Annotated in this window: 27 protein-coding genes; 26 read left to right on the top strand and 1 reads right to left on the bottom strand. The window is 64.9% G+C overall.

Going from position 1 to position 26071, the window contains the following annotated elements; all coding sequences use genetic code 11:
• Window positions 1–8: 8 nt before the first annotated feature.
• The 26 genes from E5K04_RS11915 to E5K04_RS11790 all read left to right on the top strand — a co-directional run bounded on the left by E5K04_RS11915 (window position 9) and on the right by E5K04_RS11790 (window position 24927).
• A complete protein-coding gene (locus E5K04_RS11915; protein ID WP_136554363.1) occupies window positions 9–1727 on the top strand; it encodes an urease subunit alpha in 1719 nt (572 codons plus the stop codon).
• Between the two features lie 19 nt (window positions 1728–1746).
• Window positions 1747–2136: a fluoride efflux transporter FluC gene (locus tag E5K04_RS11910; RefSeq protein ID WP_136554361.1), complete on the top strand. Its 390-nt coding sequence runs from the start codon at window positions 1747–1749 to the stop codon at window positions 2134–2136.
• A gap of 9 nt (window positions 2137–2145) precedes the next feature.
• Window positions 2146–2526 carry a fluoride efflux transporter CrcB gene (crcB, locus tag E5K04_RS11905; RefSeq protein ID WP_136554359.1) on the top strand — a complete coding sequence of 127 codons (381 nt, stop codon included), beginning with the start codon at window positions 2146–2148 and terminating at the stop codon, window positions 2524–2526.
• Between the two features lie 42 nt (window positions 2527–2568).
• Window positions 2569–3312, top strand: coding sequence for an urease accessory protein UreE (gene ureE / locus E5K04_RS11900; RefSeq protein ID WP_136554357.1), 744 nt, complete (start codon window positions 2569–2571; stop codon window positions 3310–3312).
• Window positions 3263–4012, top strand: coding sequence for an urease accessory protein UreF (locus E5K04_RS11895; protein WP_235844362.1), 750 nt, complete (start codon window positions 3263–3265; stop codon window positions 4010–4012). Before ureE ends, E5K04_RS11895 begins: the two co-directional genes overlap by 50 nt.
• Window positions 4013–4046: 34 nt before the next feature.
• Entirely contained in the window at window positions 4047–4688 is a 642-nt protein-coding gene (gene ureG / locus E5K04_RS11890) for an urease accessory protein UreG (RefSeq protein WP_136554355.1), read from the top strand.
• The gene (locus E5K04_RS11885) at window positions 4685–5623 is read left to right on the top strand and encodes an urease accessory protein UreD (protein WP_205700355.1); all 939 of its coding nucleotides are present in this window, start codon (window positions 4685–4687) and stop codon (window positions 5621–5623) included. The genes ureG and E5K04_RS11885 overlap by 4 nt, the downstream gene beginning before the upstream one ends.
• A 33-nt stretch (window positions 5624–5656) precedes the next feature.
• The gene (yut, locus tag E5K04_RS11880; protein WP_136554353.1) at window positions 5657–6646 is read left to right on the top strand and encodes an urea transporter; all 990 of its coding nucleotides are present in this window, start codon (window positions 5657–5659) and stop codon (window positions 6644–6646) included.
• Between the two features lie 40 nt (window positions 6647–6686).
• The gene (locus tag E5K04_RS11875; RefSeq protein WP_136554351.1) at window positions 6687–7685 is read left to right on the top strand and encodes an energy-coupling factor ABC transporter permease; all 999 of its coding nucleotides are present in this window, start codon (window positions 6687–6689) and stop codon (window positions 7683–7685) included.
• Between the two features lie 13 nt (window positions 7686–7698).
• Window positions 7699–8511 (top strand): energy-coupling factor transporter transmembrane component T family protein, encoded by an 813-nt coding sequence (locus tag E5K04_RS11870; RefSeq protein WP_136554349.1) that lies wholly within the window; start codon window positions 7699–7701, stop codon window positions 8509–8511.
• A 4-nt stretch (window positions 8512–8515) separates the two neighbouring features.
• The gene (locus E5K04_RS11865; RefSeq protein ID WP_136554347.1) at window positions 8516–9298 is read left to right on the top strand and encodes an energy-coupling factor ABC transporter ATP-binding protein; all 783 of its coding nucleotides are present in this window, start codon (window positions 8516–8518) and stop codon (window positions 9296–9298) included.
• Window positions 9295–10782 (top strand): MFS transporter, encoded by a 1488-nt coding sequence (locus E5K04_RS11860; protein ID WP_136554345.1) that lies wholly within the window; start codon window positions 9295–9297, stop codon window positions 10780–10782. The genes E5K04_RS11865 and E5K04_RS11860 overlap by 4 nt, the downstream gene beginning before the upstream one ends.
• Before the next feature lie 202 nt (window positions 10783–10984).
• Window positions 10985–11941, top strand: coding sequence for a DUF932 domain-containing protein (locus E5K04_RS11855; RefSeq protein WP_136554343.1), 957 nt, complete (start codon window positions 10985–10987; stop codon window positions 11939–11941).
• Window positions 11942–12044: 103 nt separating this feature from the next.
• Complete coding sequence (locus E5K04_RS11850; protein WP_136554341.1) at window positions 12045–12392, top strand: DUF3768 domain-containing protein; 348 nt, start codon at window positions 12045–12047, stop codon at window positions 12390–12392.
• Window position 12393: 1 nt separating this feature from the next.
• Window positions 12394–12816 (top strand): hypothetical protein, encoded by a 423-nt coding sequence (locus E5K04_RS11845; RefSeq protein ID WP_136554339.1) that lies wholly within the window; start codon window positions 12394–12396, stop codon window positions 12814–12816.
• A gap of 87 nt (window positions 12817–12903) precedes the next feature.
• A complete protein-coding gene (locus E5K04_RS11840; protein ID WP_136554337.1) occupies window positions 12904–13887 on the top strand; it encodes a YqaJ viral recombinase family nuclease in 984 nt (327 codons plus the stop codon).
• Window positions 13884–14789 (top strand): recombination directionality factor, encoded by a 906-nt coding sequence (locus E5K04_RS11835; protein WP_136554334.1) that lies wholly within the window; start codon window positions 13884–13886, stop codon window positions 14787–14789. Before E5K04_RS11840 ends, E5K04_RS11835 begins: the two co-directional genes overlap by 4 nt.
• Before the next feature lie 57 nt (window positions 14790–14846).
• Window positions 14847–15428: a lecithin retinol acyltransferase family protein gene (locus E5K04_RS11830; protein ID WP_136554332.1), complete on the top strand. Its 582-nt coding sequence runs from the start codon at window positions 14847–14849 to the stop codon at window positions 15426–15428.
• 412 nt (window positions 15429–15840) lie between these two features.
• A complete protein-coding gene (locus tag E5K04_RS11825; protein WP_136554330.1) occupies window positions 15841–17013 on the top strand; it encodes a MerR family transcriptional regulator in 1173 nt (390 codons plus the stop codon).
• Window positions 17014–17604: 591 nt separating this feature from the next.
• Window positions 17605–17883 (top strand): metal/formaldehyde-sensitive transcriptional repressor, encoded by a 279-nt coding sequence (locus tag E5K04_RS11820; protein WP_136554328.1) that lies wholly within the window; start codon window positions 17605–17607, stop codon window positions 17881–17883.
• Between the two features lie 7 nt (window positions 17884–17890).
• Window positions 17891–18874, top strand: coding sequence for a CDF family Co(II)/Ni(II) efflux transporter DmeF (dmeF, locus tag E5K04_RS11815; protein WP_136554326.1), 984 nt, complete (start codon window positions 17891–17893; stop codon window positions 18872–18874).
• The gene (locus E5K04_RS11810; RefSeq protein ID WP_136554324.1) at window positions 18871–19188 is read left to right on the top strand and encodes a YnfA family protein; all 318 of its coding nucleotides are present in this window, start codon (window positions 18871–18873) and stop codon (window positions 19186–19188) included. The genes dmeF and E5K04_RS11810 overlap by 4 nt, the downstream gene beginning before the upstream one ends.
• 77 nt (window positions 19189–19265) lie before the next feature.
• Window positions 19266–19904, top strand: a complete 639-nt coding sequence (locus E5K04_RS11805) for a cation transporter (protein ID WP_136554322.1) — start codon at window positions 19266–19268, stop codon at window positions 19902–19904.
• A gap of 220 nt (window positions 19905–20124) precedes the next feature.
• Complete coding sequence (locus E5K04_RS11800; RefSeq protein WP_136554320.1) at window positions 20125–22509, top strand: Orn/Lys/Arg family decarboxylase; 2385 nt, start codon at window positions 20125–20127, stop codon at window positions 22507–22509.
• Between the two features lie 72 nt (window positions 22510–22581).
• Window positions 22582–24060, top strand: coding sequence for a basic amino acid/polyamine antiporter (locus E5K04_RS11795; protein WP_136554318.1), 1479 nt, complete (start codon window positions 22582–22584; stop codon window positions 24058–24060).
• Window positions 24061–24183: 123 nt separating this feature from the next.
• Window positions 24184–24927, top strand: coding sequence for a substrate-binding periplasmic protein (locus E5K04_RS11790; protein ID WP_136554316.1), 744 nt, complete (start codon window positions 24184–24186; stop codon window positions 24925–24927).
• Here the strand turns inward: E5K04_RS11790 and ugpQ are convergent.
• Window positions 24924–25655: a glycerophosphodiester phosphodiesterase gene (gene ugpQ, locus E5K04_RS11785; RefSeq protein ID WP_235844360.1), complete on the bottom strand. Its 732-nt coding sequence runs from the start codon at window positions 25653–25655 to the stop codon at window positions 24924–24926. The two genes, E5K04_RS11790 and ugpQ, sit on opposite strands and share 4 nt — an antisense overlap.
• Window positions 25656–26071 lie beyond the last annotated feature (416 nt).

Genomic DNA, 26071 nt, shown 5'->3' with positions numbered 1-26071 from the left:
AAAAGTCCATGTCGAGCATTTCCAGACAGCAATACGCCGACCTGTTCGGCCCGACCACCGGCGACAAGATCCGCCTGGGTGATACCGATCTTTACATCGAAATCGAGAAAGACCTACGCAGCTACGGTGATGAGGCCGTCTACGGCGGCGGCAAGACCTTGCGCGATGGGATGGGGATGGACAACCAGCTCACGGGCTTTGCCGGCTCGCCTGACCTGGTGATCACTAACGTGACCATCGTCGACGCCCGCCTTGGCGTCATCAAGGCCGACGTAGGCATCAAGGATGGTCTGATCTGCGGCATCGGCAAGGCAGGCAACCCCTCGACCATGGACGGCGTCACCCCCTCACTGGCCATCGGCCCGTCGACAGACGCCATTTCAGGCGAACACCTGATCCTGACCGCTGGTGGCAACGACGGCCACGTCCACATGATCTCCCCGCAGCAGGCCTACGCGGCGCTCTCCAACGGCATCACCACGCTGTGGGGCGGTGGCGTTGGCCCGACCGACGGCACGAACGGCACGACCATCACTTCCGGCGTATGGAACATGGAGATGATGATGCGGGCCTTTGATGCGCTCCCCATCAATGTCGGGTTGCTAGGCAAGGGCAACTCCTCCGGAATTGCACCCCTTGTTGAGCAAATCAATGCTGGCGCGGCTGGTTTCAAGATCCATGAGGACTGGGGTACCACACCGGGCGCGATCCGCAGCGCGCTCACGGTCGCAGACGATATGGACGTTCAGGTATGCATCCATACGGATACCCTGAACGAAGCCGGTTTCGTCGAGAACACCATCGCAGCGTTCGAGGGGCGCACGATCCACACTTACCACACCGAAGGAGCCGGCGGCGGCCACGCGCCGGACATCATCCGCGTCGCCTCCTTGCAGAACGTGCTCCCTAGTTCGACCAACCCGACGCTACCCTACGGCGTCAACTCGCAGGCCGAACTCTTCGACATGATCATGGTGTGCCATAACCTGAACCCGAAAATTCCTTCGGACGTGGCATTCGCCGAGAGCCGGGTCCGCGCCGAGACCATCGCCGCCGAGAACGTCCTGCACGATATGGGCGCGATCTCGATTATCTCGTCCGACTCCCAGGCGATGGGTCGGGTAGGGGAAAGTTTCCTGCGTGCGATCCAGACGGCCGATTGCATGAAGAAGGCGCGCGGCAAGCTACCCGAAGATGCGCCGGGTAACGACAACTTCCGCGTACTGCGTTTTGTCGCCAAGGTCACCATCAACCCGGCCATCGCACAGGGGGTCAGCCACCTGATCGGCTCGGTCGAGGTGGGCAAACTGGCCGACCTGGTATTGTGGGATCCGGCGCTTTTCGGCGCCAAGCCCAAGTATGTGATCAAGGGCGGCATGATTTCCTGGGCGCCGATGGGCGACCCGAATGCCTCGCTGCCCACCCCGCAACCCGTGATTTACAGGCCGATGTACGGTGCCTTTGGCTCGGCGCTGCACAAGACCTGCATCACCTTCACGTCGAGGGCGGCGTACGAGAACGGCGTTGCCGACCGTTACGGCCTGCAGCGTCGGGTGGAGCCGGTTTACCGGACACGACAGGTCACCAAGCGGGACATGGTACGCAACGACGCGACGCCTTTAATCGAAGTCGACCCGGAGACCTTTGCCGTACGGGTTAACGGAGTGCACGCCACAGTCCTGCCGGCGGCATCGATTGCGTTGAACCAGTTGCATTTCTTCAGCTGACCTAGCGAAGGGGGCGATGATGAACGCACTGGACGTAATGTGGGTAGGTCTAGGGGGAGGGCTTGGTGCGCTGTTGCGGTGGCGTGTAGGTGCCCTCGTCGGCGAGCGCTACCACGGCGATTTCCCGCTAGGCACCTTCCTGATCAACGTCACCGGAGCTTTCGTCATCGCCTACTTGGCCGTCCTGTTCGGCGTCGACTGGCGGGATCGCTTCGGCAGCGCCCTGAATGCAGGCGTCCTCACCGGCGTGCTGGGCGGCTACACCACCTTCAGCAGCATGCAACTGGATGCGGCCAAGCTTGCGGATGCAGGCAAGGGTCGGCTTGCCACGATCTACCTACTTGCATCGACCTTCGCCGGCCTCGCCGCAGCCGTATTTGGCGCGTGGCTTGCCGTGCTGCAAGGCTAGGAGCTAGTCATGGTGAACCTGATCATTCTGATTTTTGTCGGCGGTGCGTTCGGCGCCATGTGCCGGGAGTTCATCATGCTGATGGTGTCTCCCATGTCCGACGGATTTCCTCTGGACATTTTCACGGCGAACATGATCGCCTGTTTCCTGCTCGGTCTATCTACCTCGTTCCACCAGCGGGTCAAGATCCACCACCACGTCCACACCATGATCGGCACCGGGATCATGGGGGGGATGTCGACCTTTTCAAGTTTCGTCTACGGCGCCGCGACCGTCATGAAGACGCCCGGCGAATTCGCGGTCGCGCTGGCATACCTTGCAGCCAGCCTGTTCGCAGGCTTCCTGCTGATGATCGCCGGCCTGAAGCTGGCCAAAAAAACGGCGGGCTGAATACCCGCCAGATCCTCACCCACTACCGACAAGGGGCATGCAATGATTCTGATCGAGGCTGTGTTGGGCAACCGCCTGGCGCCGGAATGGACCGATCGTCTGGCTGACTGGAACGTCGACACACTGATGCTTGACCAGTGGGAGGCCCAGAAGAACCGTTTACGCAAGAGAACATTGGCTGGCAACGAGATCGCTATCGCTCTGCCGAGACAAAGCCACCTGCACGACGGGGACATTATCGTCGCCGATGGGGAGGCTCGCACCGCCATCGTCGTCAGCATCACGCTCAAGGATGTGCTGGTGATCGAGTTGGAAGGTACCCAGGTATTGTCCGCCGAACTGATCGCGCGGACTTGCTTCGAACTCGGGCACGCACTGGGTAACCAGCACTGGCCAGCCGTGGTAAAAGGTTCGCGTGTCTACGTGCCGCTGACCGTGGACCGCAAGGTCATGGACTCGGTCATGCGAACACACCACTTCGAGCATATCCGTTACCAGTTCATTCCGGGCGCGGAGGTAATCCCCTACCTTGCGCCGCACGAATCCCGACGGCTGTTCGGCGGGGCAGACGCCACCCCACACAGCCATACCCAATCCTTCGAACAGGCAGCACCCGCCGTGCATGAGCACCCCCACGAGCACGAGCACACCCACGAGGACGGCAGCAGCCACACGCACCTGCACAGCCACGCCCACCAGCACCCGCATGCGGCAGCTCCGGTGGGCGAGCACCGGCATGCAGAACTACATGGCAATTACACGCGGCATCGACATGACCATGACTAGACGCCACGCAACAGGATCGCTGACCGAACTGATGCGGGTGCTGCAGTTTGGCGACTCGACCTTGCCGGTCGGCGCGTTCGCTTTCTCCAATGCGCTTGAGTCGGCCTTGCAGACAGGCATTGTGCACGACGTTGCCACGCTGGAAGGATTCGTGCTGGCCGCGACACGGCAGGCCGCTTCGCTGGACGGGGTCGCGCTACTGCACGCCCATCGTGCCGCATGCAAAGGCTCTATGGACGACGTGATTCAAGCTGACCATGCGCTGTTTACCCGCAGGGTTGGGGAAGAGCAACGACTAATGACCACCCGGATGGGCAAGAAGCTGGCTGAACTGGGTGCAAAACTACCGGATGCGGGCATGGTGCCAGCCTGGCTGGAAGAAATTAAGCAGGGGCGCACGCCCGGCTGCTTTGCCATCGCGCACGCGCTGATGTTTGCCGGCCGGCGGTTGCCCGAGGAGGACGCTTTTGCCGTCCATCAGTACGGTGTGGCGTCGATGATGCTGGGCGCGGCACTCAGGATGATGAAGATCGACCACTACGATACCCAGCAACTGCTGTACCGGGTGAACGGCAGCGCCAACGACGCCTACCTGCGAAGCAGGCAGCTCTCGCTCAACGAGATGTCCGGCTTCGCACCTGTATTTGACGTACTAGTCGCCCATCACGTCGGTGCGCATGTACGCATGTTCATGAATTGACCGCGACTGGATGCGGCCTCACGGGGGAATCACCATGAAGAAAATCACAAGGATTGGAATCGGCGGCCCGGTAGGGTCTGGCAAGACCGCCATCATCGAGGCGATCACGCCGCTGATGCTCGACCTGGGTATCCGGGTGCTGATCATCACCAACGACGTCGTCACCACCGAAGACGCGCGACATGTGCAGCGCACGCTAAAGGGCATTCTGGTGGAGGAAAAGATCCTCGGCGTCGAAACAGGTGCTTGCCCGCACACTGCGGTTCGGGAAGACCCGTCAATGAACCTGGCCGCAGTCGAGGAAATGGAGGCGCGCTTCCCGGAGAGCGATGTTGTTCTGATCGAGTCTGGCGGCGATAACCTGACTTTGACCTTCAGCCCCGCGTTGGTCGACTTCTTCATCTACGTGATCGACGTTGCTGCGGGTGACAAGATCCCGCGCAAAAACGGACCGGGCATCTGCCAGTCCGACATCCTTGTCATTAACAAGACTGACCTTGCCCCCCATGTCGGGGCCAGCTTGGAGGTGATGGACCGTGACTCGCGCATGATGCGTCCGGACAAACCCTACCTGTTCACCAACTGCAAGACGGGCGAGGGCATCCCCGAACTCGTGAGCCTGATCCACGAGATGGCACTGTTCGACGTCCCCATTCGTGAAAAGAGCCTGCCATGATGCGCGAACCGGAACTGCTCGCCCAACTGGGCGAGCTCGGTGACTTGCCCGAGTTGGCCGGCTATCAGGATCACCCACCTCAGATGCCGGCCGGGGTCCCGGGAAAGATTGGGCTGCTCAGACTGGGCTTCGCGCTGCGGGATAACCGATCCATCCTCGCCGATCTCTATCGCAAGACGCCTTTGCTCGTGCAGCAGGCCCTGTACTGGGACGAGGCAATGCCGCAGTTACCCATCTGCATGATGACCTCCATCGGCGGGGGCGTCCTGCAAGGCGACCGACTGGGCATCCATGTCACGGTTGGTGCCGGTGCCTGCGCGCATGTCACCACCCAAGGCGCCAACCGGGTGCACGCGATGGATGCCAACTACGCATCGCAGGTGCAGACACTGGTGCTCGAGGAAAACGCTTACCTGGAGTACATGCCCGAGGTCACCATTCCCTATCGACATGCCCGCTACGCGAGCCTGACCCGCATCGTGCTGCCTGCCTCGGCGACGCTTGTCTGTGCCGAGTCGGTCATGTCGGGGCGCAAGCACCACGCTGAGCGCTTTGCCTACGACGTACTTTCATTGAGAACAGAGGTACGACGGCCGGACGGCTCGCTACTCTTCACCGAAAAACTGCTGGCGGAGCCCGCTAGCGGCAGCCTCGCCCTACCCGGCGTGATGGCCGGCTTTGACGTGTTCGGCAACCTGCTGATCCTGACATCGCCTTCCATCGTTGAACGGATCAGCGCAAGGGTTCTTCCACGCTTCGATCGAGCGGAAGGTCTCGCTAGCGGACTCAGCCGACTGCCTGGCGACGCCGGACTGATGTTCCGGGTGGTCGGACAGGAAAGCCATCAGGTACGCGAGCGGATCAGGGAGTGCTGGCAGGTGGTCCGCGAAGAGGTGACTGGGCATTCACTGCCAGCCGAGTTCCGTTGGCGCTAGCGCTAAACCAAAGCAAGCCAAGCTAGGAGGACGATGATGGGGTACCGTTTACCGGAACACTTTGTCACGCACTGTCTGCGTGGAGCAGGTCAGGTTTTCTTCATGGAGAATGCACTGACGGGGGTGTGCTTCCTGCTCGCAATCGCCTACGCGTCCGTCGATACCGGCAATTGGGCCACTACAGTCGGCGCCGTGCTCGGGCTGGTCGTCGCGACCGGGACCGCCTATCTGATCGACGCACGCGACAAGGCCATCGCCCAGGGCATGTACGGTTTCAACGGCATTCTGGTCGGTGTTGCCGTCCCCACCTTCCTCGCTGCCGGACCGGTGATGTGGGTTTTGCTGGTGCTCGGGGCGGCTGTCTCGACGGTCGTCATGGACGCCTTCACCAATGTGGTCACCAAGAACTGGGGGGTGGCCGCATCGACCGGACCGTTCGTACTGACGACCTGGCTACTAATGTTGGCCGCCTACTCATTCGCCAACCTCCCCATCGCAAGCATGGGGCCACCCAAGCTGCCTGAAGCCATTTCGGTGGCAGGCTTTGCCGGAATGGCACCGCAGGACATGCTGGTCATCCTTTGCCGAAATATCGGGCAGGTCTTTCTGCTGGGCAACGCGGTCAGCGGCGTGCTGATCGTGATCGGGCTTCTGGTCGAATCTATCCCAGCGGCCATCGCCGCCCTCTTGGGCTCGGTAGTTGCGCTCTTTTGCAGCGTGCTGTTCGGCGCGGACCCGGCGGCGGTCAAGGCCGGCCTGTACGGCTTCAGCCCTGTGCTGACTGCGATCGCAGTCGGTGTCGTGTTTATGCAAACCGGCCCCAAGGTACTCGTGTTCGCCCTGCTGGCGACCATTTTCACCGTCATCGTGCAAGGCGCACTCGACACCTTGCTGACCCCGGTCGGCATCCCGACCTTTACCGCTCCTTACGTGCTGACCATGTGGCTATTCACGCTGCCCAAGGCGCAGTTGCTGCCCCACCCGCATGCACCAAACCCCGAATCGAAAATCGGCCACCAGTAGAACCTTTTATTAATCTCACACACGTTCAAGGAGTCCCCACATGCACATGGCCGATGCTTTGCTGTCCCCCGAAGTAGGCGCCAGTTTTCTCGCTGCGAGCCTCACCGCTCTGGTCATTGGCGCACGCCGCCTGCAAGCAAGCTTGCAGGAAGACAGCCAGCTCGTTGCGCTGATGGGTGTTCTCGGTGCTTTTGTATTTGCCGCACAGATGATCAACTTCAGCATCCCCGGAACCGGCTCTAGCGGTCACCTCGGTGGCGGAATGCTGTTAGCGATCCTGCTGGGGCCTTGGGCTGGGCTCATCGTGATCGCGTCGGTCCTGCTGGTGCAGGCCCTGTTTTTTGCCGACGGCGGCTTGCTGGCCTGGGGTGCCAATGTGTTCAACTTGGGCGTAATCAGCTGCCTGATCCTCTATCCGCTGGTTTACTGCACGCTGGCCGGCGACGGCAATAGCCGCGCCCGCGTCACATTGGCGGCGGTGCTCGCCTGCACGCTGTCGACGATCCTGGGTGCGGCCGGCATCGCTTTGGAGACAGCGGCGAGCGGAATCACCCGCTTACCCTTGCCCGAGTTCCTGGCGCTGATGATACCGATCCATCTGGTCATTGGCTTGGTTGAGGGCCTTGTCACGGCAGGCGTACTGACCGCTCTGGCACAACGGCCGGGAGGCTTTTCCGGGCGACCTTTGCAGGCTGGAGGCCGTGGCATCATCGCCAGCTTCATCCTGGCCGCGCTACTGACAGGTGGCGTGCTCTCATGGCTGGCCTCGGAACATCCGGATGGTCTGGAATGGTCGGTCGAACGGCTACGAGCAACAAGTCTGTTGGAAGAAGCACCCGTCGGCACCCTGCATCGTCAGAGCGCACAAGTGCAGCAACTCACCTCCGTGTTACCTGACTATGAGTTGCCTAATGCCTTGCCCTCGAATGGTGTTGTCGTGCCGGGCGTGTCGATCGCGGGTATTGTCGGCAGCGTGGTGACGCTCGCTCTGGTCGCTCTGGTCGCACTCATGTTGCGCCGCCCCCGGCGCAACAATTAGGCCAAGGCGAACCATGACAGGTCTGGCTCATGCGCTTTCTGCGATCCGGCGCGCAGATAGCCTCGCCAGCCGGCCAACCCGTGCCGCTGCGATTGACGCACGGGCCAAGTTGCTGGCCACCTTGTGGGTCGTAGGGGTGCTTGCCTCGTTCCCGTCCTACGAAGTGGCCAGGCTCTTGCCCCTCGCATTATTTCCGGTCGTCCTGCTGGTGATGGGCGAGGTGCCACTTAGCTGGCTGTGCGGACGCCTGCTGCTGGCTCTGCCGTTCGTACTGATGGTCGGGGCATTGAATCCATGGCTCGATCCCGACCCATTGCCGTCACCTTGGGGTGGGGCGATCGCGGCAGGCTGGTTTTCGCTCGCATCCATCCTGCTGCGCGGCCTGATTGCCGTTTCCAGCGCGCTCCTGCTGCTGGCCACCACTGGCATCATCCGTATCAGCTATGCGATGTCTTGCTTGGGCTTGCCCGCAGTACTGGTGAACCAGGTGCTGTTCCTGTACCGCTATCTTTTCGTGGTCGGAGAGGAACTCGCACGCACCGTCCAGGCCTGGCAACTGCGCGGGGCCGGCAAGCCTCGCCGGGGGGTGCCGCCGCACCAGCTCAAGCTACTGCTCGCGTCGGTGCTGACCCGAACGTTCCAGCGCGCCATGCGCATCCATCAGGCCATGCTCGCGCGCGGCTTCGACGGAAAGATGCGCCTGGCAAGGCTCCCCCGCTGGCGCTGGCGCGACACCGGCTTTTTGCTGTTCTGGATCATCTTCCCGCTGCTCGCAAGACAGGTGGACATCCCCCTGATGCTGGGCCGCTTGCTGACAGGAGCCTGAATACATGAGCCATCACCTGCTGCAGGTTGAAAACCTCTGCTTTGCCTACCCGGGGCAAGCGCCGGCACTGGACAAGGTCAGCTTCACCCTGCATCACGGCGAGTCGGTTGCTGTCGTCGGCGGTAACGGCGCCGGCAAGTCGACGTTGCTGCAATTACTGAATGGCTTTCTCGTGCCTACACAAGGGCAGATTCGCGTCGGCGAGCTTCGCGTCGAGCGGCGCACCCTGCCGCAACTACGTCGCACGCTAGGCTTTGTCTTCCAGAACCCGGACGACCAGTTGTTCATGCCGACAGTGTTCGAAGACGTCGCGTTTGGCCCCCTCAACCTTGGCGTATCTACTCAGGACATCGATCGTGTCGTGATGCGGGCACTTGAACAAGTCGGTGCGGCCAGCTTGGCCGCACGTGCGCCGTGGGAGCTATCTGGCGGACAGAAAAGAGCGGTCGCAATCGCCGGCGTGCTCGCCATGCAACCGGATATCCTGATCCTTGACGAACCCTCCGACGCACTCGACCCCGCCGCGCGGCGCAGGCTGATCGGCCTGCTACAGTGCTTCGAGCACACCAAGCTGATCGCCACCCACGACCTCGACCTCGTCCTTGACGTCTGCAGCCGAGTGATCGTGCTCTCGCAAGGGCGGGTGATCGCCAACGCCCGCCCGCTCGAATTGTTCTGCGACGACGCGCTGCTAGCGCAAGCTTCCCTCGAACGTCCGCTGTCCATGCAGCCGCGAGCCTCAATTTCGCGTGCAACCCATCCGCTACCGGTGCGCGCAACAGAATGACCCCCCCGGTCAGCCAAGTCTCACCCGCCCATCAGGGGCTGCTCGACCTGATCGATGAGGCCACGCTGGGCTGTGGCCATGCGCGGCTATGGGCGCTGGCCAGCGGTGGCACTTTGCTAAACGGCATGTCGCTAATGCTGCTCGGGATTGCAATTCCGCTGCTCTCTGCTCGGTTTGCATTGTCGCCTGCCGAACAGGGGCTGCTGGGGGCCGCCCTGGTGTTCGGCTCGGTCCCTGGCGCGCTGCTGGGTGGTTTTGCAGCCGACCGGGCCGGCCGCAAACCCGTCTTCATCGCCGATATGGCTCTAGTCGCGCTGGGCGCTGCGCTCGCAGCTTGGGCGCAGACACCGCTCACCCTGGCTGCAGGGCTTTTACTGGTGGGGTTCGGCATCGGCGTAGACTTTCCGGTCAGCGGCACCTACGTCGCCGAATGGATGCCCGTCGCCAGCAGGCCGCGCTCGATGGTCGCCCTGAAAGGCTCGCAGGCTGCCGGCATGGTTATCGGGGCGGGCGCGGGGCTCGCCCTGCTTGACGCAAGCTACACAAGCGGGGTGTGGCGCCTGCTACTCGGGTGCACGGGCCTGTGCGCGGCGCTGATCGCGCTAGCGAGGCTGGCCTTGCAGGAAAGCCCCCGCTGGCTGATGCTGCACGGACGCAATCTGGAGGCTGCCCGCGCACTCGCCAGCGTCCTGCCGCACCTGGCTGAACACAGCTTGAGACATGCGCAGGTAGCCGGCACGGCACGGCATGTACAGAGCCTCGCCGAACCCGCGCATGCCATGCACGCGCGCAGCCTGCTACAGACACCCTACCGGCGCAGGCTGGCGCTGTCCTGCCTGCCATGGTTGCTGATGGATATTGCGACCTACGGCGTCGGACTGTTTACGCCGGTCATCCTGGCGAGTCTGGGCCTTAACGACGCTGGCGCCAGCCTGATCGGGCGCGACGCGGCCGCCACCCGCGGCAGCGCTCTGGTTGACCTCGCCCTGCTCGCCGGCGCGGTCGCCAGCCTGTACTTTGTCCCTTGGCTTGGCGCCATCCGTGCGCAGGCGATCGGCTTTGCCGGAATGGCCTGCGGCATGGTACTCATGTTGCTGGCCATTAACGGCGACACAGGTCTGTACTCACTGGTCTGGATACTGGGCGGCTTCGCACTTTACAACCTGGCCATGTATGCCGGCCCCAACGCCACAACCTTCGCACTGCCTCCAGTCCTCTTTCCTACGCAGTTGCGAGCAACCGCCTGTGGGGTCGCCTCCAGCACAGCCAAGGTAGGCGCCTGTATCGGTATCGTATTCTTGCCGATGATTCGCGAGCAGTGGGGGGTCGCGGCCGTGCTAATACTGGCTGCAATGATCAGCCTGATCGGCTGCATCCTTACCCTGTGGTTGAGCGGAGGCGGTATCCCCGTCAGGCCGCTGGAGTATCACCAAGCCACTGATTCAATAGACCAAAGAGCGCCTGAGTACCCAGTCGCCAAATAGCCACTCGTAGCCAAGTTACACACCGTATCAGCGGAGCCTGTGCGTATTCTGTCAACCAAACATCGTTGACTCCCTCTGTAGATTTTTTCAGACACATATCACTCCCATGAATCAGCCCGAGGTCTGCGTGCAAGCCCAGGCCTTCCTTCCCCCCCCCCCAGCCCCGGCCTTGTGCCGGGGTTTTTGCCTTGTGGAGTGTGTGATGTCTCATCTTGTCGAAACCATGGCTTACGTCGGTGCCGTGCCCTGGCACGGTCTGGGCAACCCGCTGTCCCCGCAGCAACCGGAATCGGTCTGGCTGCGCGAGGCCGGCATGGACTGGACCATCGAGCACGGCGACGTGCTGTTCAACGTGTCGCCGGATGGCGGCATGCATATCCGCCCGTACAGCGACGCGCGGGTGCTGTATCGCTCCGATACTTTGGCGCCGCTGTCGGTAGTGTCCCCGCGTTACAAGGTGGTGCAGCCGGCCGAGGTGCTGCACTTCTACCGCGATCTGGTCAGTGCCGGCGGCTTCGAGCTGGAGACGGCCGGCGTATTGAAGGGCGGGCGTAAGTTGTGGGCGCTGGCCAGGACCGGGCAAGAAACCCTGCTCAAGGGCGGTGACCGGGTGAAGGCCTATCTGCTGCTGGCCACCAGCTGCGACGGCACGCTGTGCACTACCGCGCAGTTCACGTCCTTGCGGGTGGTGTGCAACAACACCTTGCAGATGGCGGTGGCTGACAAGACCGGCGCGGTCAAGGTGCCGCACTCGACGGTGTTCGACCCGGTCGCAGTCAAGGAAGCGCTGGGGCTGGGCCTGTCGGGGTGGGAGGCCTTCATTGGCAACCTCAAGGCACTCAGTCAGCGCTCGGTGTCGCCCGAGGAGGCCCGCCAGTACTTTGCCGAGGTGCTGGACGAGCCGCTGGCAGTGGGCGAGGACAGCGTCGCTTCTCGCGCCATGCAGCAGCTGCAGGCGCTCTACAGTGGCGCCGGCATGGGTTCGCTGCTGACCGGTACCCGAGGCACGGTGTGGGGGCTGCTCAACGCGGTGACCGAGTTCGTCGATCACAAGCGCCGGGCTCGTAGCCAGGACTACCGGCTGGACTCGGCCTGGTTCGGCCAGGGCGCCCAGCTCAAGACGCAGGCGCTCGATCACGCGCTGGCTTTGCTCGACTGACGTCCTTCCCGTTGTTCCTTCCCGATGGCCGCCCGCGAGGCGGCCTTTTTCATGTCTGCGTGGCTGACGCTTGCTGTCCGCGGCGTCACCTGGAGGTTTGACCATGACCGAAACCCTGACCGACTCGCGCACTCTGCGCATCCGCTTCTACAACGACCTGCTGCGCCGCTCGCTGTGCTTCGGCGGCATGCTGGTCCTCACCCAGGGCGTGCGTGCCTTACCCACCCCGCTTCAACTGGCGCTATTGCGACGCCTGCAGGCATTCGATGATTTCAGCGCCGACAACGATCCGCACGGCGAACACGACTTCGGTAGCCTGGAATTCGACGGGGTGCGGGTGTTGTGGAAGATCGACTACTACGACGCTTCGCTGCGCTCCCTGTCGGAAGACCCGGCGGATCTGGCGGTGCCTCGCCGGGTACTGACTCTGATGCTGACCGAGGAGTACTGACATGGTGCCTTACTACAACTCGGTCGCCGTACAGGCGTCTTTCCTGACCGCCGGCATGCTGGTGGGCATCCAGCCGGATGCGCTGTACCAACGCTGGGCACAAGGCGCGCTGGAGCTGCACGACACGCTCTGTCGCTACGCCGAGCCGCTGTACCGCGTCAACGCGGCGCTATCGGCCCGCTACGCCTTCCCGGGTGTGTTCGAGTACGAGGTCAGCGAAGCGCTGGGCGCGTGGTTCGGCTGCATGGTGGAGGCCGAAGGTGAAGCACCTTCGGCCGATCGTGTCCTTCAGCAGCTGGCCGAGCTCACCATCCGCTTCATGGCAGGCGGTGGCTACGGCCAACACGCCCTGGCACTGGTCAGCGAGCTGTTGCCGCTGTCAGGCGACTGCCTGGACCAGCTGGCAGCCATGCCCTACCACTAACGTCTGCTTCTTCCGATTCATTCATTCATTCATCCCCGCCCGGTCAGGTTCGCCTGCCGGGCGTTGTGCTTTCTCAAGGAGACTTTCATGCGTGAACGCTACGGCAATGCCCTTCGTCTGGCTTCGACGGTGGGGCTCGATCATCAGACCTGGTTGGCCCTACGCCAGCAAGGCATCGGTTCGTCCGACGCGGCAGCAGCCATTGGCCTGTCGCCCTACAAGAGCCCGCTAGCCCTGTGGCTGGAGAAGACCGGCCGTAAGGCACCTGACGATATTTCCGGCAAAGACGCGGTGGTATGGGGCACCACGCTGGAGCCGGTACTGGCCCGCGCCTACGCCGAGCGGACTGGCCGCAAGGTACGTCGGGTCAACGCAGTCCTGCAACACGCCGAACACCGCTTCATGCTGGCCAACCTCGACCGTGAGGTGGTCGGCTGTGAGGACGGCCCCGGCGTGCTGGAGATCAAGACCGCCGGCTATCACAGCACGACGCAGTGGGAAGACGGCGTACCGGTGGCCTACCAATGTCAGGTACTGCACCAGCTGGTGGTGACCGGCCACGCCTGGGCGGATGTCGCGGTGCTGATTGGTGGTCAGGACTTCAGGATCTACCGCATCCAGCGTGACGACGACAAGATCGCCGACCTGATCGAACGCGAAGCGGCGTTCTGGCAGGCGGTGGAAACCGATCAACAACCGGTGCCGGACGGCTCGGACGACGCCGGCCGTGCCCTGCAATGGCTGTTTCCGCAGGACAACGGCGACACGCTGGACCTCACCGAGTCGAGCGAGTTCAACGCGCTGTTCGGCGACCTGCTGGCCATCCGCCAGCGCAAGGAAGAAACCGAAGCCATTGAAGCCAGGCTCAAGCAACAACTGCAGGCGGCGCTGGGCAGTGCCACCTCGGCGGTGTTCCAGGGCGGCAAGATCAGCTGGAAGAAGAGCAAGGACCGGCTGGCGCCGGATCTGGAGCGCTTGAACCTCGAACATCCCGACCTGCTGCAGCAATACAGCAAACCCGTCAGCGGCAGCCGCCGCTTCGTCATCCAGACCGAAAGGAGTACAGCATGATCAAGGGACTCGCCATCACCCCGCCGGTGATCGGACGCATCAGCATCGGCAAGCTGGTCAACAAGAACGACAAGTGGCTGCCGGAGAAGGACGACAGCTTCACCCTGACCACCCAGGTACAGACCCGCGGTGGCTGGATGCTGCATCCGCTGCACCAGCAGTACAGCGACGCCAGCGCCAACGGCAAGCTGCGCGCCATTCCGGTGCGGCTGCTGTTCAACGACAGCGACCTTAACCTGCGAGCCGAGTACAGCGCCTTCGACCGCAACAACGGTCGGCCGCTGTGCGTCGGCAACGGCGAACACGCCAGACGTAACGGCAAGGAAGGGATGGAGGATGTGGCCTGTGCCGGCCCCGAGCGCTGCCGTTTCGGGCTGCAGGCCGGCTGCAAGCTGTATGGCCGGCTCAACCTGCAGATCGACGGTCAGGCCGACGAGCTGGGCAGCTTCATCTTTCGGACCACCGGCTACAACTCGGTGCGCACGCTGGCGGCACGCCTGCGTTACTTCGAGGCCGTCAGCGGCGGGCACGCCCGTTACCTGCCATTGATGCTGCGCCTGCGTGCCAAGAGCACCACCCAGTCCTACCGGGCGCCGGTCTACTACGTCGATCTGACGCTACGCGACGGCGACACCCTCGCCAGCGTGGTGTTGCAGGCCAGAAGCGACGCCCAGGCGGCGCTGGAGGCCGGCGTCGACCAGGAAGGCCTGGAGCAAGCCGCCAAGGCCTTGCTGCGCAACGGCCAGTTCGAGGACAGCGAAGAGGAGATCCCGCTACTGCTGCAGGAGTTCTACCCGGAAGGCGACGAACCACCACCCGAAGAGGCCCCCGCCAAGACCAGCCCCCGGCCAAGCCGGCTCACCAGCAAGCTCGGCACGAGCAAAGAGCCGGAAGCCGCATGACGGCAGATCGCCCCCGCCAAGCGCGGGGGCTTCTTTATTCAGACGAAAGGAAACCACATGCAACGAGGCGACCACCTCATTACGCCGCGTGCCGGCTACACCCACCATGGACTCTATCTGGGCCAGCAGCGCGTCATCCACTACGTGCAGGATGGCGTCGCCGTAGTGACGTTGGAAGAATTCCAGCAAGGCTGGCCGAGCAGCGTCCGCCATCACCTGTGCCGGCGCTTTGACGCCGAGCAGAGCATCGCCCGTGCTTTCAAGCGTCAGGGCGAAGACGGCTACAACGTGCTGTTCAACAACTGCGAGCACTTCGTGCACTGGTGCATCGAGGGAACCCACGACAGCCAGCAGGTGAGCCAACTGGTCAGCACTGGCCTTGCCGCATCACAGGCGGCACGACTGGCGGCGAGTACACCTGGACAGCAGGCGGGCAAGCACACCGTGCAACTGGCTGCCCAGGCTGCATCCGCCGCCGTTACCGGCAGTCAGGTGGCCGGCGGTACCACCGCCCTGGCGGCAGGGCTGGCTGCGGGTGTCACCGCGACGACACTCGCCCCGCTCGCACTGACCGTGGCCACTAGTGCGGCGGTAGGGTATGGCGTGGGCAAGCTACTGGATTGGGTGTTGGACGATTGATAAGCTGGCGACCAAGTATTGCTATACTAGTCTCGCAAGACTTCCATTCGTCATGCTTGTCGGTCTCGTTTTATGAGGCAGATTGGTGTGTATGTACACGATTCAGTACACAAGTAAAGTGTGCTGAAGGCTAACTCCTTATTTGACCAGGCTTACAGCCTGGCTCACTAGCTTCTGCATCGGACTGCCCGCCCCGAAGTTGCATGGGGCTTCGACTCGCCAACCCCCGCCAGCCGGGGGTTTTGTTTTTTCCGCCCCCGCGCCTCGTCCGGGCGGCACGGCCGTGTGCCGGCCATCGTCTTGCCCGCGCTTGACCTGTCTACGGCTTTACACCCTACAGTGCAGCATTGAGGAGGCGGTGCGGATGCCGGCAGGTAAGTGTCATTCGGGCCGCAATCGCGAAGGAGCCTGCATGTTGCACATTTCGGCGCTGGCCGCGCGGGTCGGGCTGTCCCGCTCCACCTTGCTCTACTACGAGAAGCTCGGTCTGATCCGCGGCCGGCGGCAAGGCAACGGTTACCGCAGCTACGGCGAGCAGGATGTACAGCGGCTGCAGTTGATCCTGAAACTGCAGGCAGGCGGGCTGACCCTCAAGGAGTGCATCGCCTGCCTGGACGCCCGGATCGACCGGGAACTGCTTGAGCGCCGGTTGCGGCGGCTCGACGAGGAGATCGCACGCAAGCAGCAGTCGCGCCAGTTGCTGGCCGCGCTGCTGGGCGAGGGCGCGTTGCAGGCGTGGCACGCGGCAGTCGACCAGGTCGCGCCCGACGCCCACCTTGCGTGGTTGATGAAACAAGGCTTCAGCGAGAAGGACGCGTTGAGGCTCAAATGGTTATCGAAAGACATGAACGAACACGAACAATACATGGCCGACTTCATGCAGGTGTTTGCCTCGCTCGACCGCTGGGGGCCGGGGTCTGACAAGGACACGCTCAGGGCGCTGGCGGCCGTCCCGTTCCAGCCACGGCACATCCTGGAGATCGGCTGCGGCAGGGGCATCGCGACCACCGTGCTGGCCGCGCATACCTCGGCAAAGATCACCGCGCTGGACAACGAGGCCTCCGCGCTTGCCCGCGTGGCGGAGCACGCTTCCGGGGCCGGCGTCGCCAGCCGGGTGGAAACCGTCTGCGCCAGCATGACGGAGATGCCGTTTGCCGCCGGCAGTTTCGACCTGATCTGGTGCGAGGGCAGCGCCTACGTGATGGGCGTGGAGAAGGCCCTCGCGCAATGGCAGCGTTTCTTGCTGCCCGGCGGCGTGCTGATGTTCAGCGACCTCGTTTGGCGTACGGCAACACCCAGCGCCGGAGCGCGCGCCTTCTGGCAAGGCGCGTACCCGGACATGAGCGACGCGGCCAGCCGGCAGCAGCAGGCGCAGGCGGCGGGTTACGCGTTGCTGGACAGCTTTGTCCTGAGCGACGAGGCGTGGCAGGCGTATGCGGGCCCGCTGCAGGCGCGGGTGAGCCAGCTACGCGGGCAGCTCAAAGATTCAGCGGCACTGCAAGACCTGGAGACGGAGCTTGAAATCTACCGCAAGCATCTGGGCGAGTTCGGCTACCAGATGTTCGTGCTGCGCAAGCCCGCCTGAGTGGCCCTGGGCTGGCTGGGGCGGTACGCCCTGGTCTGCCTTCTGCATCGTTCCGGCTTGTTGCCGGTGATTGCCGGCTGCCCCTTGCAGCCCCCGCCTGCCGGGGGTTTTGCTTGGCGATGTCCTAATTAAAAGTTGGTGGTGCTGTTGCTGGCATCGCGGGTTGTTTTTGCGCCAGCCACCCTTCCGCGTAGGCTCGCGCCGGCAACAAAGGCGCTGGCGAGGTCTTAAGCTGGCCCTTGTTCGAGCGATTCGACGGTAGCGAATCGCGAGTTGGCCAGCGCCTCGCCAGCGTCTTTGTTGACGGGGAAGTCGCGAGCCTTCGGGGGCGTTTGGGATGCAAGGGGCTTGTCGCTACAAGCCCCTTGCCCGTTCGCCGCGCGGAAGCGGCACTCAAACACGTCCGCGCAGCGGACACAAAACCCGGGCTCAACCTACCAACTTGCAATTAGGACATCGCCTTTTGCTTGCCCGCCCGCCGTGGCACCTCCGGTACGGACGGTAGCGCCGCCGGCCTGCCCTTGGTTTGCGCATGGCATTTTTATCCTGCCGGATATACCATACCCCCCTATCCTTTTTTGGCAGAACACCATGAGCCATACCGTGCAGGAAAAATCCCGGCTGCTGGCGCGGGTGCGCCGCATCCGCGGCCAGGTCGAGGCGCTGGAGCGCGCGCTGGATGCCGACCAGGGCTGCGCCGAAGTGCTGCACCAGATCGCGGCGATCCGCGGCGCGGTCGGCGGCCTGATGGCCGAAGTGCTGGAAGGCCATATCCGTTCCCATATCGCGGACCCGGCGATCACCAGTGACGCCGAGCGCCAGCAGGGCGCCGACGAGCTGGTCGCCGTGCTGCGCACCTATATCAAGTGAGCAAATCATGCAGCCCGAACAGATGACCCGCTGGGTGCACGACCATGTGTTTGACGGCGGCAACGCGGCGGCCGAGCGCGGCACGCGGGCCGTGATGTGGATCACGGCGGCCACCATGCTGGTCGAGGTGGCCGCCGGCTGGTGGTTCAACTCGATGGCCTTGCTGGCGGACGGCTGGCACATGAGCTCGCACGCGCTGGCGATCGGCCTGTCGGCGATGGCGTACGCGGCGGCGCGCCGCTACGCGCGCGACCCGCGCTTCGCCTTCGGTACCTGGAAGATCGAGATCCTCGGCGGCTTTGCCAGCGCGATCTTCCTGCTCGGCGTCGCCGCGATGATGGTGGTCGGCTCGGTCGAGCGCTTTTTTTCGCCCGAACCCATCCAGTACCGCGAGGCGATCGCGGTGGCGGTGCTCGGGCTGGTGGTAAACGTCGTCTGCGCGCTGATCCTGGGTCGCGCGCACCACCACGGGCATGGCCATGCGCACGGGCATGATCACGGCCATCACCACCACGGGCACGACCATCACCACCACGACCTCAACCTGAAGTCGGCGTACGTGCACGTGATCGCCGACGCGGCGACTTCGGTGCTGGCGATCGGCGCGCTCGTCGGCGGCTGGCTGTACGGCTGGTCGTGGCTGGACCCGGCGATGGGCATCGTCGGCGCGGTGCTGGTCGGCGTGTGGGCGCGCGGGCTGATCGTCGAGACGGGCAAGGTGCTGCTCGACCGCGAGATGGACCATCCGGTGGTCGGCGAGATCCGCGAGGTGGTCGAGGTCGACGCCGGGGCGGGGGCGACGCGCATCGTCGACCTGCACGTGTGGCGGGTCGGCCAGGTCGCCTATTCCTGCGCGCTGACGGTGGTGACCCGCGACTCGGCGCTGACGCCGGACACGGTGCGCGACCGGCTCGCCGTGCATGAGGAGGTGGTGCACGCGACGATCGAGGTTCACCACCTGCCGCCCGCGGCGGGCGGGGCGGGGGCATGAAGACGGTCGCGCTGTACCTGCTGACCGCGCTGGCCGAGATCGTCGGCTGCTACCTGCCGTGGCTGTGGCTCAGGCAGGGCGGCCCGGCCTGGTTGCTGCTGCCTGCCGCCGCCAGCCTGGCCGCCTTCGCCTGGCTGCTGACGCTGCACGAGGCGGCGTCCGGGCGGGTGTACGCCGCGTACGGCGGCGTGTATATCGCGGTCGCCTTGCTGTGGCTGTGGCTGGTCGACGGCGTTCGCCCGTCGCCGTGGGACGTCGCCGGCGTCGCCGTCGCGCTCGTAGGCATGGGGCTGATCGCGTTCCAGCCGCGCTAGCGCCGACGCGCTTGACCCTGTAGCCGCTTCAGGGTGTTCAATCGGGTCATCATCCGGCTAACACACAGGAGAAAGCCATGTCCGCATGCTGTTCCGGCGGCTGTTCGTCGCAGAAGGGGTCGGTCGACCCGCGTTTTCGCAGGGCCTTGTGGATCGCGCTGGTGGTCAACGCGGCGATGTTCGGCGTCGAGGTGTTCGGCGGCCTGCGCGCCGGGTCGGTGTCGCTGCTGGCCGACGCGGTCGACTTCGCCGGCGACGCCGCCAACTACGCGCTGTCGCTGGCGGTGCTGTCGATGGGAATGCTGTGGCGCTCGCGTGCGGCGCTGGTCAAGGGGCTGAGCATGGGTGCCTACGGCGTGTTCGTGCTGGGCAAGACCGCGTGGGCCGCGCTGGCCGGCGTGCCGCCGGAGCCGTTCACCATGGGCGCGATCGCGATGCTGGCGCTCGTCGCCAACGTCAGCGTCGCGCTCTTGCTGTACGCGCACCGCGAGGGCGACGCCAACATGCGTTCGGTGTGGCTGTGCAGCCGCAACGACGCCATCGTCAACGTCGCGATCGGCGTCGCCGCGCTCGGCGTGTTCGGCAGCGGCAGCGCGTGGCCCGACCTCGTGGTCGCCGTCGCCATCGCCGGCCTCGCCCTGTCGGCCGCGGTCAGCGTGGTGCGCCAGGCGCGCGGCGAACTGGCCAGCCACGCGGCGCACCCGCACCACGCTTAAGCCGCTTCTTTTACCGAGACAACCCGGGGCACACCCCGGGTTTTTTCATGCTCCGCGTTATTCACCTGTCGTTGCAATTGCCGGCTCCGCTGCTAGAACGTGGCTATCCGGCGCGGCCGGCTTTCCGTTTTCCGACCGCGCCTTTCGCATGGGTTTTCTTCTTCCGGCCGTCCTGCCGACGGCCGGTCATCCATCCGTTACAGCTTGTCCGGGAGGATTTATGCACGCACGCAGGAAAATACTGCTGGTTCTGAACGAGGCGCTGGCCGGGCGCTCGCACCCCGCCGCCGACGCGCTCGCCCGCATCGAGGACGCGCTCGCCGAGCGCGGTTTCGAGATCGAGGACACCTACTCCATCGCCGACGCCGCGATCCTGCTCAACGAGGCGCAGGACTACGGTGCGCTGGGCCTGTTTGTCGACGCGGCGGTCGATACCGACGCGCTGCAGCGCCACGCGCTGGAACTGGTCAGCCGGGTGCGCGCGCGCAACGCGAGCCTGCCGATCTTCCTGATCTCCGACAGCAACGACATCTTCCCGGTGCTGCCGGTCGAGGTGCTGCAGGAGGTGCGCGAATACATCCACCTCTATTCGGATACGCCGAACTTCATCGCCGAGCGGGTCGATACCGCGATCGGCCAGTACTACCGCGAGCTGTTGCCGGTGTACTTCAAGACGCTGAAGGAGTTTACCGAGGCCGGCGACTACTACTGGGACTGCCCGGGACATATGGGCGGCATGGCGTACAAGAAGCACCCGGTCGGCGCCGAGTTTTTGCGCTTCTTCGGCGAGAACATGCTGCGCGCCGATATCGGCGTCGCCACCAGCGAAATGGGAGACTACCTCGAGCACGCCGGGCCGCCGAAGGCGTCCGAGGCGCGTGCCGCGCGCGCGTTCGGCGCCAAGTGGACCTTCTACAGCGTCGGCGGCTCGTCCACCTCCAACCGCATCGTCGCGCAGGGCGCGATCGGCGCCAACGAGCTGTGCCTGGTCGACCGCAACTGCCACAAGTCGCTGAACCACGGCCTGACCCTGGCGCAGGCGCGTCCGGTCTACCTGCAGCCGACGCGTAACGCCTGGGGCATGATCGGGCCGATCCCGACCGCGCGCCTGGGCAAGGACGCGGTCGCGGCCCTGCTCGCCGGCAGCCCGCTGGCCGAGGGCGCGGCGTCGGCGGCGCCCAGCTACGCGGTGGTGACCAACTGTACCTACGACGGCTTCTGCTACAACGTCGACGACGTGGTCGGCGCGCTCGGGCAGAGTGTGCCTCGCATCCACTTCGACGAGGCGTGGTACGCGTACGCCAAGTTCCACCCGCTGTACCGCCACCGCTTCGCGATGGGTTACGAGGGCAAGCCGGAAGACACGCCGACGCTGTTTGCCGTGCATTCGACGCACAAGATGCTGCCGGCCCTGTCGATGGCGTCGATGATCCACGTGAAGCCCGGCGCGCGCGCGCCGCTCAGTTTCCACGACTTCAACGACGCGTTCATGATGCACGGCACCACCTCGCCGTACTACCCGATCATCGCGTCGATCGACGTCGCGGTGTCGATGATGGAGGGCGCGTCCGGCGAGTCGCTGTTGCAGGAGGCGATCGAGGACGCGGTGGCCTTCCGCAAGGCGGTGGTCATCCTCAAGCGCAAGTTCGAGCAGAAGGGCGGCGAGGCCGGCTGGTTCTTCGACGTGCTGCAGCCGCGCGAGGTGACCGACCCGGCGAGCAAGCTTAGCTACCGCTTCGAGGACGCGCCGATGTCGCTGCTCAGCCGCTCGCCCGAGTGCTGGCGGCTGGACGCCTCCGAAACCTGGCACGGCTTCGCGCGCGAGGACATCGAGGGCACCGACTGCATGCTCGATCCGGTCAAGGTCACCATCACCAGCCCCGGCGTGCGCGCCGACGGCCAGACCGAGGCGCGCGGCATCCCCGGCTACGTGCTGACCAAGTTCCTCGACAGCCGCCACACCGAGATCGCGCGTACCGGCGACTACACCCTGCTGATCCTGTTCTCGGTCGGTACCACCAAGGGCAAGTGGGGCGCGTTGCTGGAGAGCCTGCTCGAATTCAAGCGCCTGTACGACGAGGGCGCGACCGTCGCCGAGGCGATTCCGGAACTCGCCCAGGCCCACCCGCAGTACGCGCAGATGACGCTCAAGGCGCTGTGCGACGCGATGCACGGCAAGATGACCGAGCTTGCGCTCTTGCCCAAGCTGGACGCCGCGGTCAGCGTCACGCCCGAGCCGGTGCTGACGCCGGCCGCCGCCTTCCAGCAGGTGGTGCGCTACCGCGCCGAGCCGGTGAAGGTCGACGATTTCGCCGGCCGCATCGCCGCCAGCATGCTGGTGCCGTACCCGCCGGGGATTCCGCTGTTGATGCCGGGCGAGCGGGTGCCGGCCGGCGCCAACCCCATCGTCGGCTATTTGCAGGCGCTGCAGGCCTTCGACCGCAGCTTCCCCGGCTTCGAGCACGAGGTGCACGGCGTCAGCGTCGACGCGGAAGGCAACTTCTGGGTGCGCGCGCTGGTGGAAGAGGCGAGGGCGGCCGACAAGTCGGCCGAAGCCGCGCTGACGCGGACCGCGGCTGGTGCCGCCAAGAAGGGCCGCCAGTAAGCGGCCGCCACCCGCCGGCCGGGCGGGGCTAAGCGTCCCGCCGCGGCCGGCGTCTTTATGGGAGCAAGCAATATGTCTGACAAGCAGAACAGCGGCGGCGACGCGCCGCAGGCCAAGCTCGGCTTCTTCGCGATGATCGCGGTGGTGGTCGGCTCCATGCTCGGCGGCGGGGTGTACAGCCTGCCGCAGAATATGGCGCAGTCCTCGGCGATCGGCCCGGTGATCGTCTCCTGGATCATTGCCGGGGTCGGCGTCTACTTCATCGCCAACACCTTCCGCATCCTGGCCGACGCCCGTCCGGACCTGCAGGCCGGCATCTACATGTACGCGCGCGAAGGCTTCGGCCCCTTCATCGGCTTCATCTCGGCCTGGGGTTACTGGCTGATGGCGGCGTTCGGCAACGTCGCCTTCGCGGTGATCCTGATGGACTCGTTCAACTACTTCTTCCCCGGCGTGTTCACCGGCGGCAACAACCTGAACTCGATCATCGTCGGCTCCATCCTGATCTGGGCGTACAACTTCCTGGTGCTCTCCGGCGTGCGGGTGTCCGGTATCGTCAACACCGTCGGCACGGTCGCCAAGATCGTCCCGCTGGTGCTGTTCATCCTGATCGTCGGCTTCATGCTGAGCCCGGGCCTGATGTTCAGCAACTTCTGGGGGCACTCTTCGCCCGAGAAGGCGCTGGAGCTCGGCTCGATCACCTCGCAGGTGATGGCGCCGATGATCGTCGCGCTGTGGGCGTTCATCGGGGTCGAGGGCGCGGTGGTGCTGTCCGGCCGCGCCAAGAACAAGGCCGACGTCGGCAAGGCGACGCTGATCGGCTTTATCGTCGCGCTGGTGGTGTACGTGCTGCTGTCGGTGCTGCCGTTCGGCATCGCCCCGCAGCATGTGCTGACCAAGATCGCCAACCCGTCGACCGCCGGCGTGCTGCAGATGGTGGTCGGCCACTGGGGTGCGTGGCTGATGAACGTCGGCCTGATCGTGTCGATCATGGCCGGCTGGCTGGCGTGGACCATGCTGTGCGCGGAAATCCCGATGGCGGCCGGCGTCAACGGCACCTTCCCCAAGGCGTTCGCGCGGACCAACAAGAACGACGCGCCGTCGGTCTCGCTGTGGGTCAGCAGCTGCGTGATGCAGACCGCGATGCTGCTGGTGTATTTCTCGCCCAACGCGTGGAACACCATGCTGAGCATTTCCACGGTGATGGTGCTGCCGTCCTACCTCGCGTCCACCCTGTTCCTCGTCAAGATGGCGCGTAACGGCGAGTTTGTTAAATACGCCGGCAGCGACAGGATCCTGGGCCAGGCGCTGGCCAGCGGCGTGATCGGCACCATCTTCGGCCTGTTCATCCTGTACGCGGGCGGCCTGCAGTACGTGGCGATGATCCCGCTGTTCCTGACCGTCGGCGTGCCGGTGTACATGTGGTCGCGCCGCGAGCACGACGCGAGCGCCGCGGTGTTCGCCGGCCGCGACAAGCTGTACCTGGTCGTGCTGCTGGCGCTGGACGCGCTGGTGCTCGCGCTGTGGGCAGCCGGGGTGATCAAGTTGTAGGCGTGGCCGGAAGGCGACAGGCACAGGGCGTACCCCTCAGGGGCGCCCTGTTTTGTTGTTGGCATTGTCTGCGCCGCGCAAGGTATGATCTTGTCAAAACAATGACGCTCAGACGCCAAAAACATGATCCGAACCAGACCCTTGCTATGGGGCATGCTGCTGCTGGCGGCCGGTGCGCTGGCCGAAGGCCGCCCGCTGACGCTGGCCTACAACGTCTTTCCGCCGTGGAAGGTGGTCAACGCCGCCGGCGAGCCGGCCGGCCCGTATACCGAGATCGTCCGCGAGCTCGCGCGGCGGGTGAAGCAGCCGCTGGCCTTCCTGCCGTGCCCGATCGCGCGTTGCCTCGCCGAAGTCGCAGAGGGGCGCGCCGACCTGGTGATCGGCATCCAGAACGCGCCCGACCGCGTGGCCTACCTCGACTTCCTCGAGCCGCCGTTCGCCGCGCCGACCCGCAACGCGCTGTACCTGAAGACGGGGGCGCGCGCGCCGCTGACCCGCTACGAAGACCTGTACGGCAAGCGTGTCGCGGTGACCCACGGCGCGCGCTACACGCCGGACTTCGACAGCGACCCGCATATCCAGCGCGACGTCAGCCCGAACATCGTCGGCAGCTTCAACAAGCTCGCGGCTGGGCGCGTCGACGTGGTCATCGTCAACGAGCTGCACGGCGAGGCGGTCAGCTCGTGGCCGGAATTCGCCGGGCGCGTCGTCCGTGCGCCGCTGGAGCTGGTCGCGGCCGAGCCGCGCAAGGTCGGGCTGGCCAAGCGTTCGCCCTACCATGCGCTCAAGCCCAAGCTGGAGGCCGCGCTCGCCAGCATGGTGCGCGACGGCACGGTGAACCGCCTGCTCGCCCGCGTCGGGGACTAGAGCCGCTCCGGCCGGTCGCTGCACAGCATGTCGACCCCGAGCGCGGTCAGCCGGCCCGCCTCGCGCGGGTCGTTCACCGTCCACGCCATCAGCGCGTAGCCGGCACCCTTGAGCGCGGCCACGCGCGTTTCCGTCAGCGCCTGCCACGGCAGGTGCAGCGCGCGCGCGCCCAGCGCCGCCGCCTGCGCGGCCGCGTCTTCCTCCCATTGTTCCAGCAGCAGCGCGCGCGGCAGCGTCGGCGCCGCCTGTGCGGCGGCCAACAGCACCTCAGGCGAGAACGACGACAACAGCGGTGGCAGCGGCGCGTGCCGCCACAGCCGTTCGGCCGCCAGGGCGACCTGCCGGCCGGTCTCCGCTTCCCGCCCCGGGCAGGGCTTGATTTCCAGGTTGGGGACGACGTCGAGTGGCTGGCAGGCGCCGGCGAGCTCGGCGAGCGCCGGCAGCGGCTCGCCGGCGAAGGCGCGGTGGTGGTAGGTGCCGGCGTCCAGCGTCCGCAGCGCGGCCCAGGGCTGGGCGGCGGCCGGGCCGTGGCCGTCGGTGGTGCGTTCCAGCGTGTCGTCGTGCAGCAGGAAGGGTACGCCGTCGGCCGACAGTTTGACGTCGCACTCGACCGCGCGTACACCGAGCCGGGCGGCCAGGCGCAGGCCGGCGAGCGTGTTTTCCGGCGCCAGCGCGCCGCCCAGCCGGTGCGCGAACAAGCGGGGGTAGGGCCAGGGCGAGGGGGGCAAGCGGTGGTCTCCTGTCGGCTTAGGGTGTTGCCCCGATGCGCGGCGGCAGGGGGCGCGGCTACACTGTGTTTTTTGTGCAACGCACCATGCGCGACGGCGCGCGATGCTTGCGCCGGATGCGCAGGGTATCTGATCCTGATCACAGCGTGGCTGCCGGAGTTTGCTTAATCTCTTGCCCCTTGCGTCGGGCGACGCGGCTTTGCCACGCATGATGTCGCTTTTGTATAAAACAATTGCGCAGATCTAACAATCGTGGAATAAATGAATTTCAAACGCTCGTTCTAATCCGTGCCGGACGGGCGTGCCAGTTTTTAGCTCTATCGTTCAATACCATCCTGAAAGGAAGACCATGATCATTGCCATTGTCCGCGAACTTGCGGACACGCGGGTCGCGGCGACGCCGGAGACGGTCAAGA

Origin of the sequence: Crenobacter intestini (genome assembly GCF_004919095.1) — a bacterium.
GTDB lineage: Bacteria > Pseudomonadota > Gammaproteobacteria > Burkholderiales > Chromobacteriaceae > Craterilacuibacter > Craterilacuibacter intestini.
Note: the sequence above shows the minus strand (reverse complement) of the source record. Positions and strands in the feature narration are given on the sequence as shown.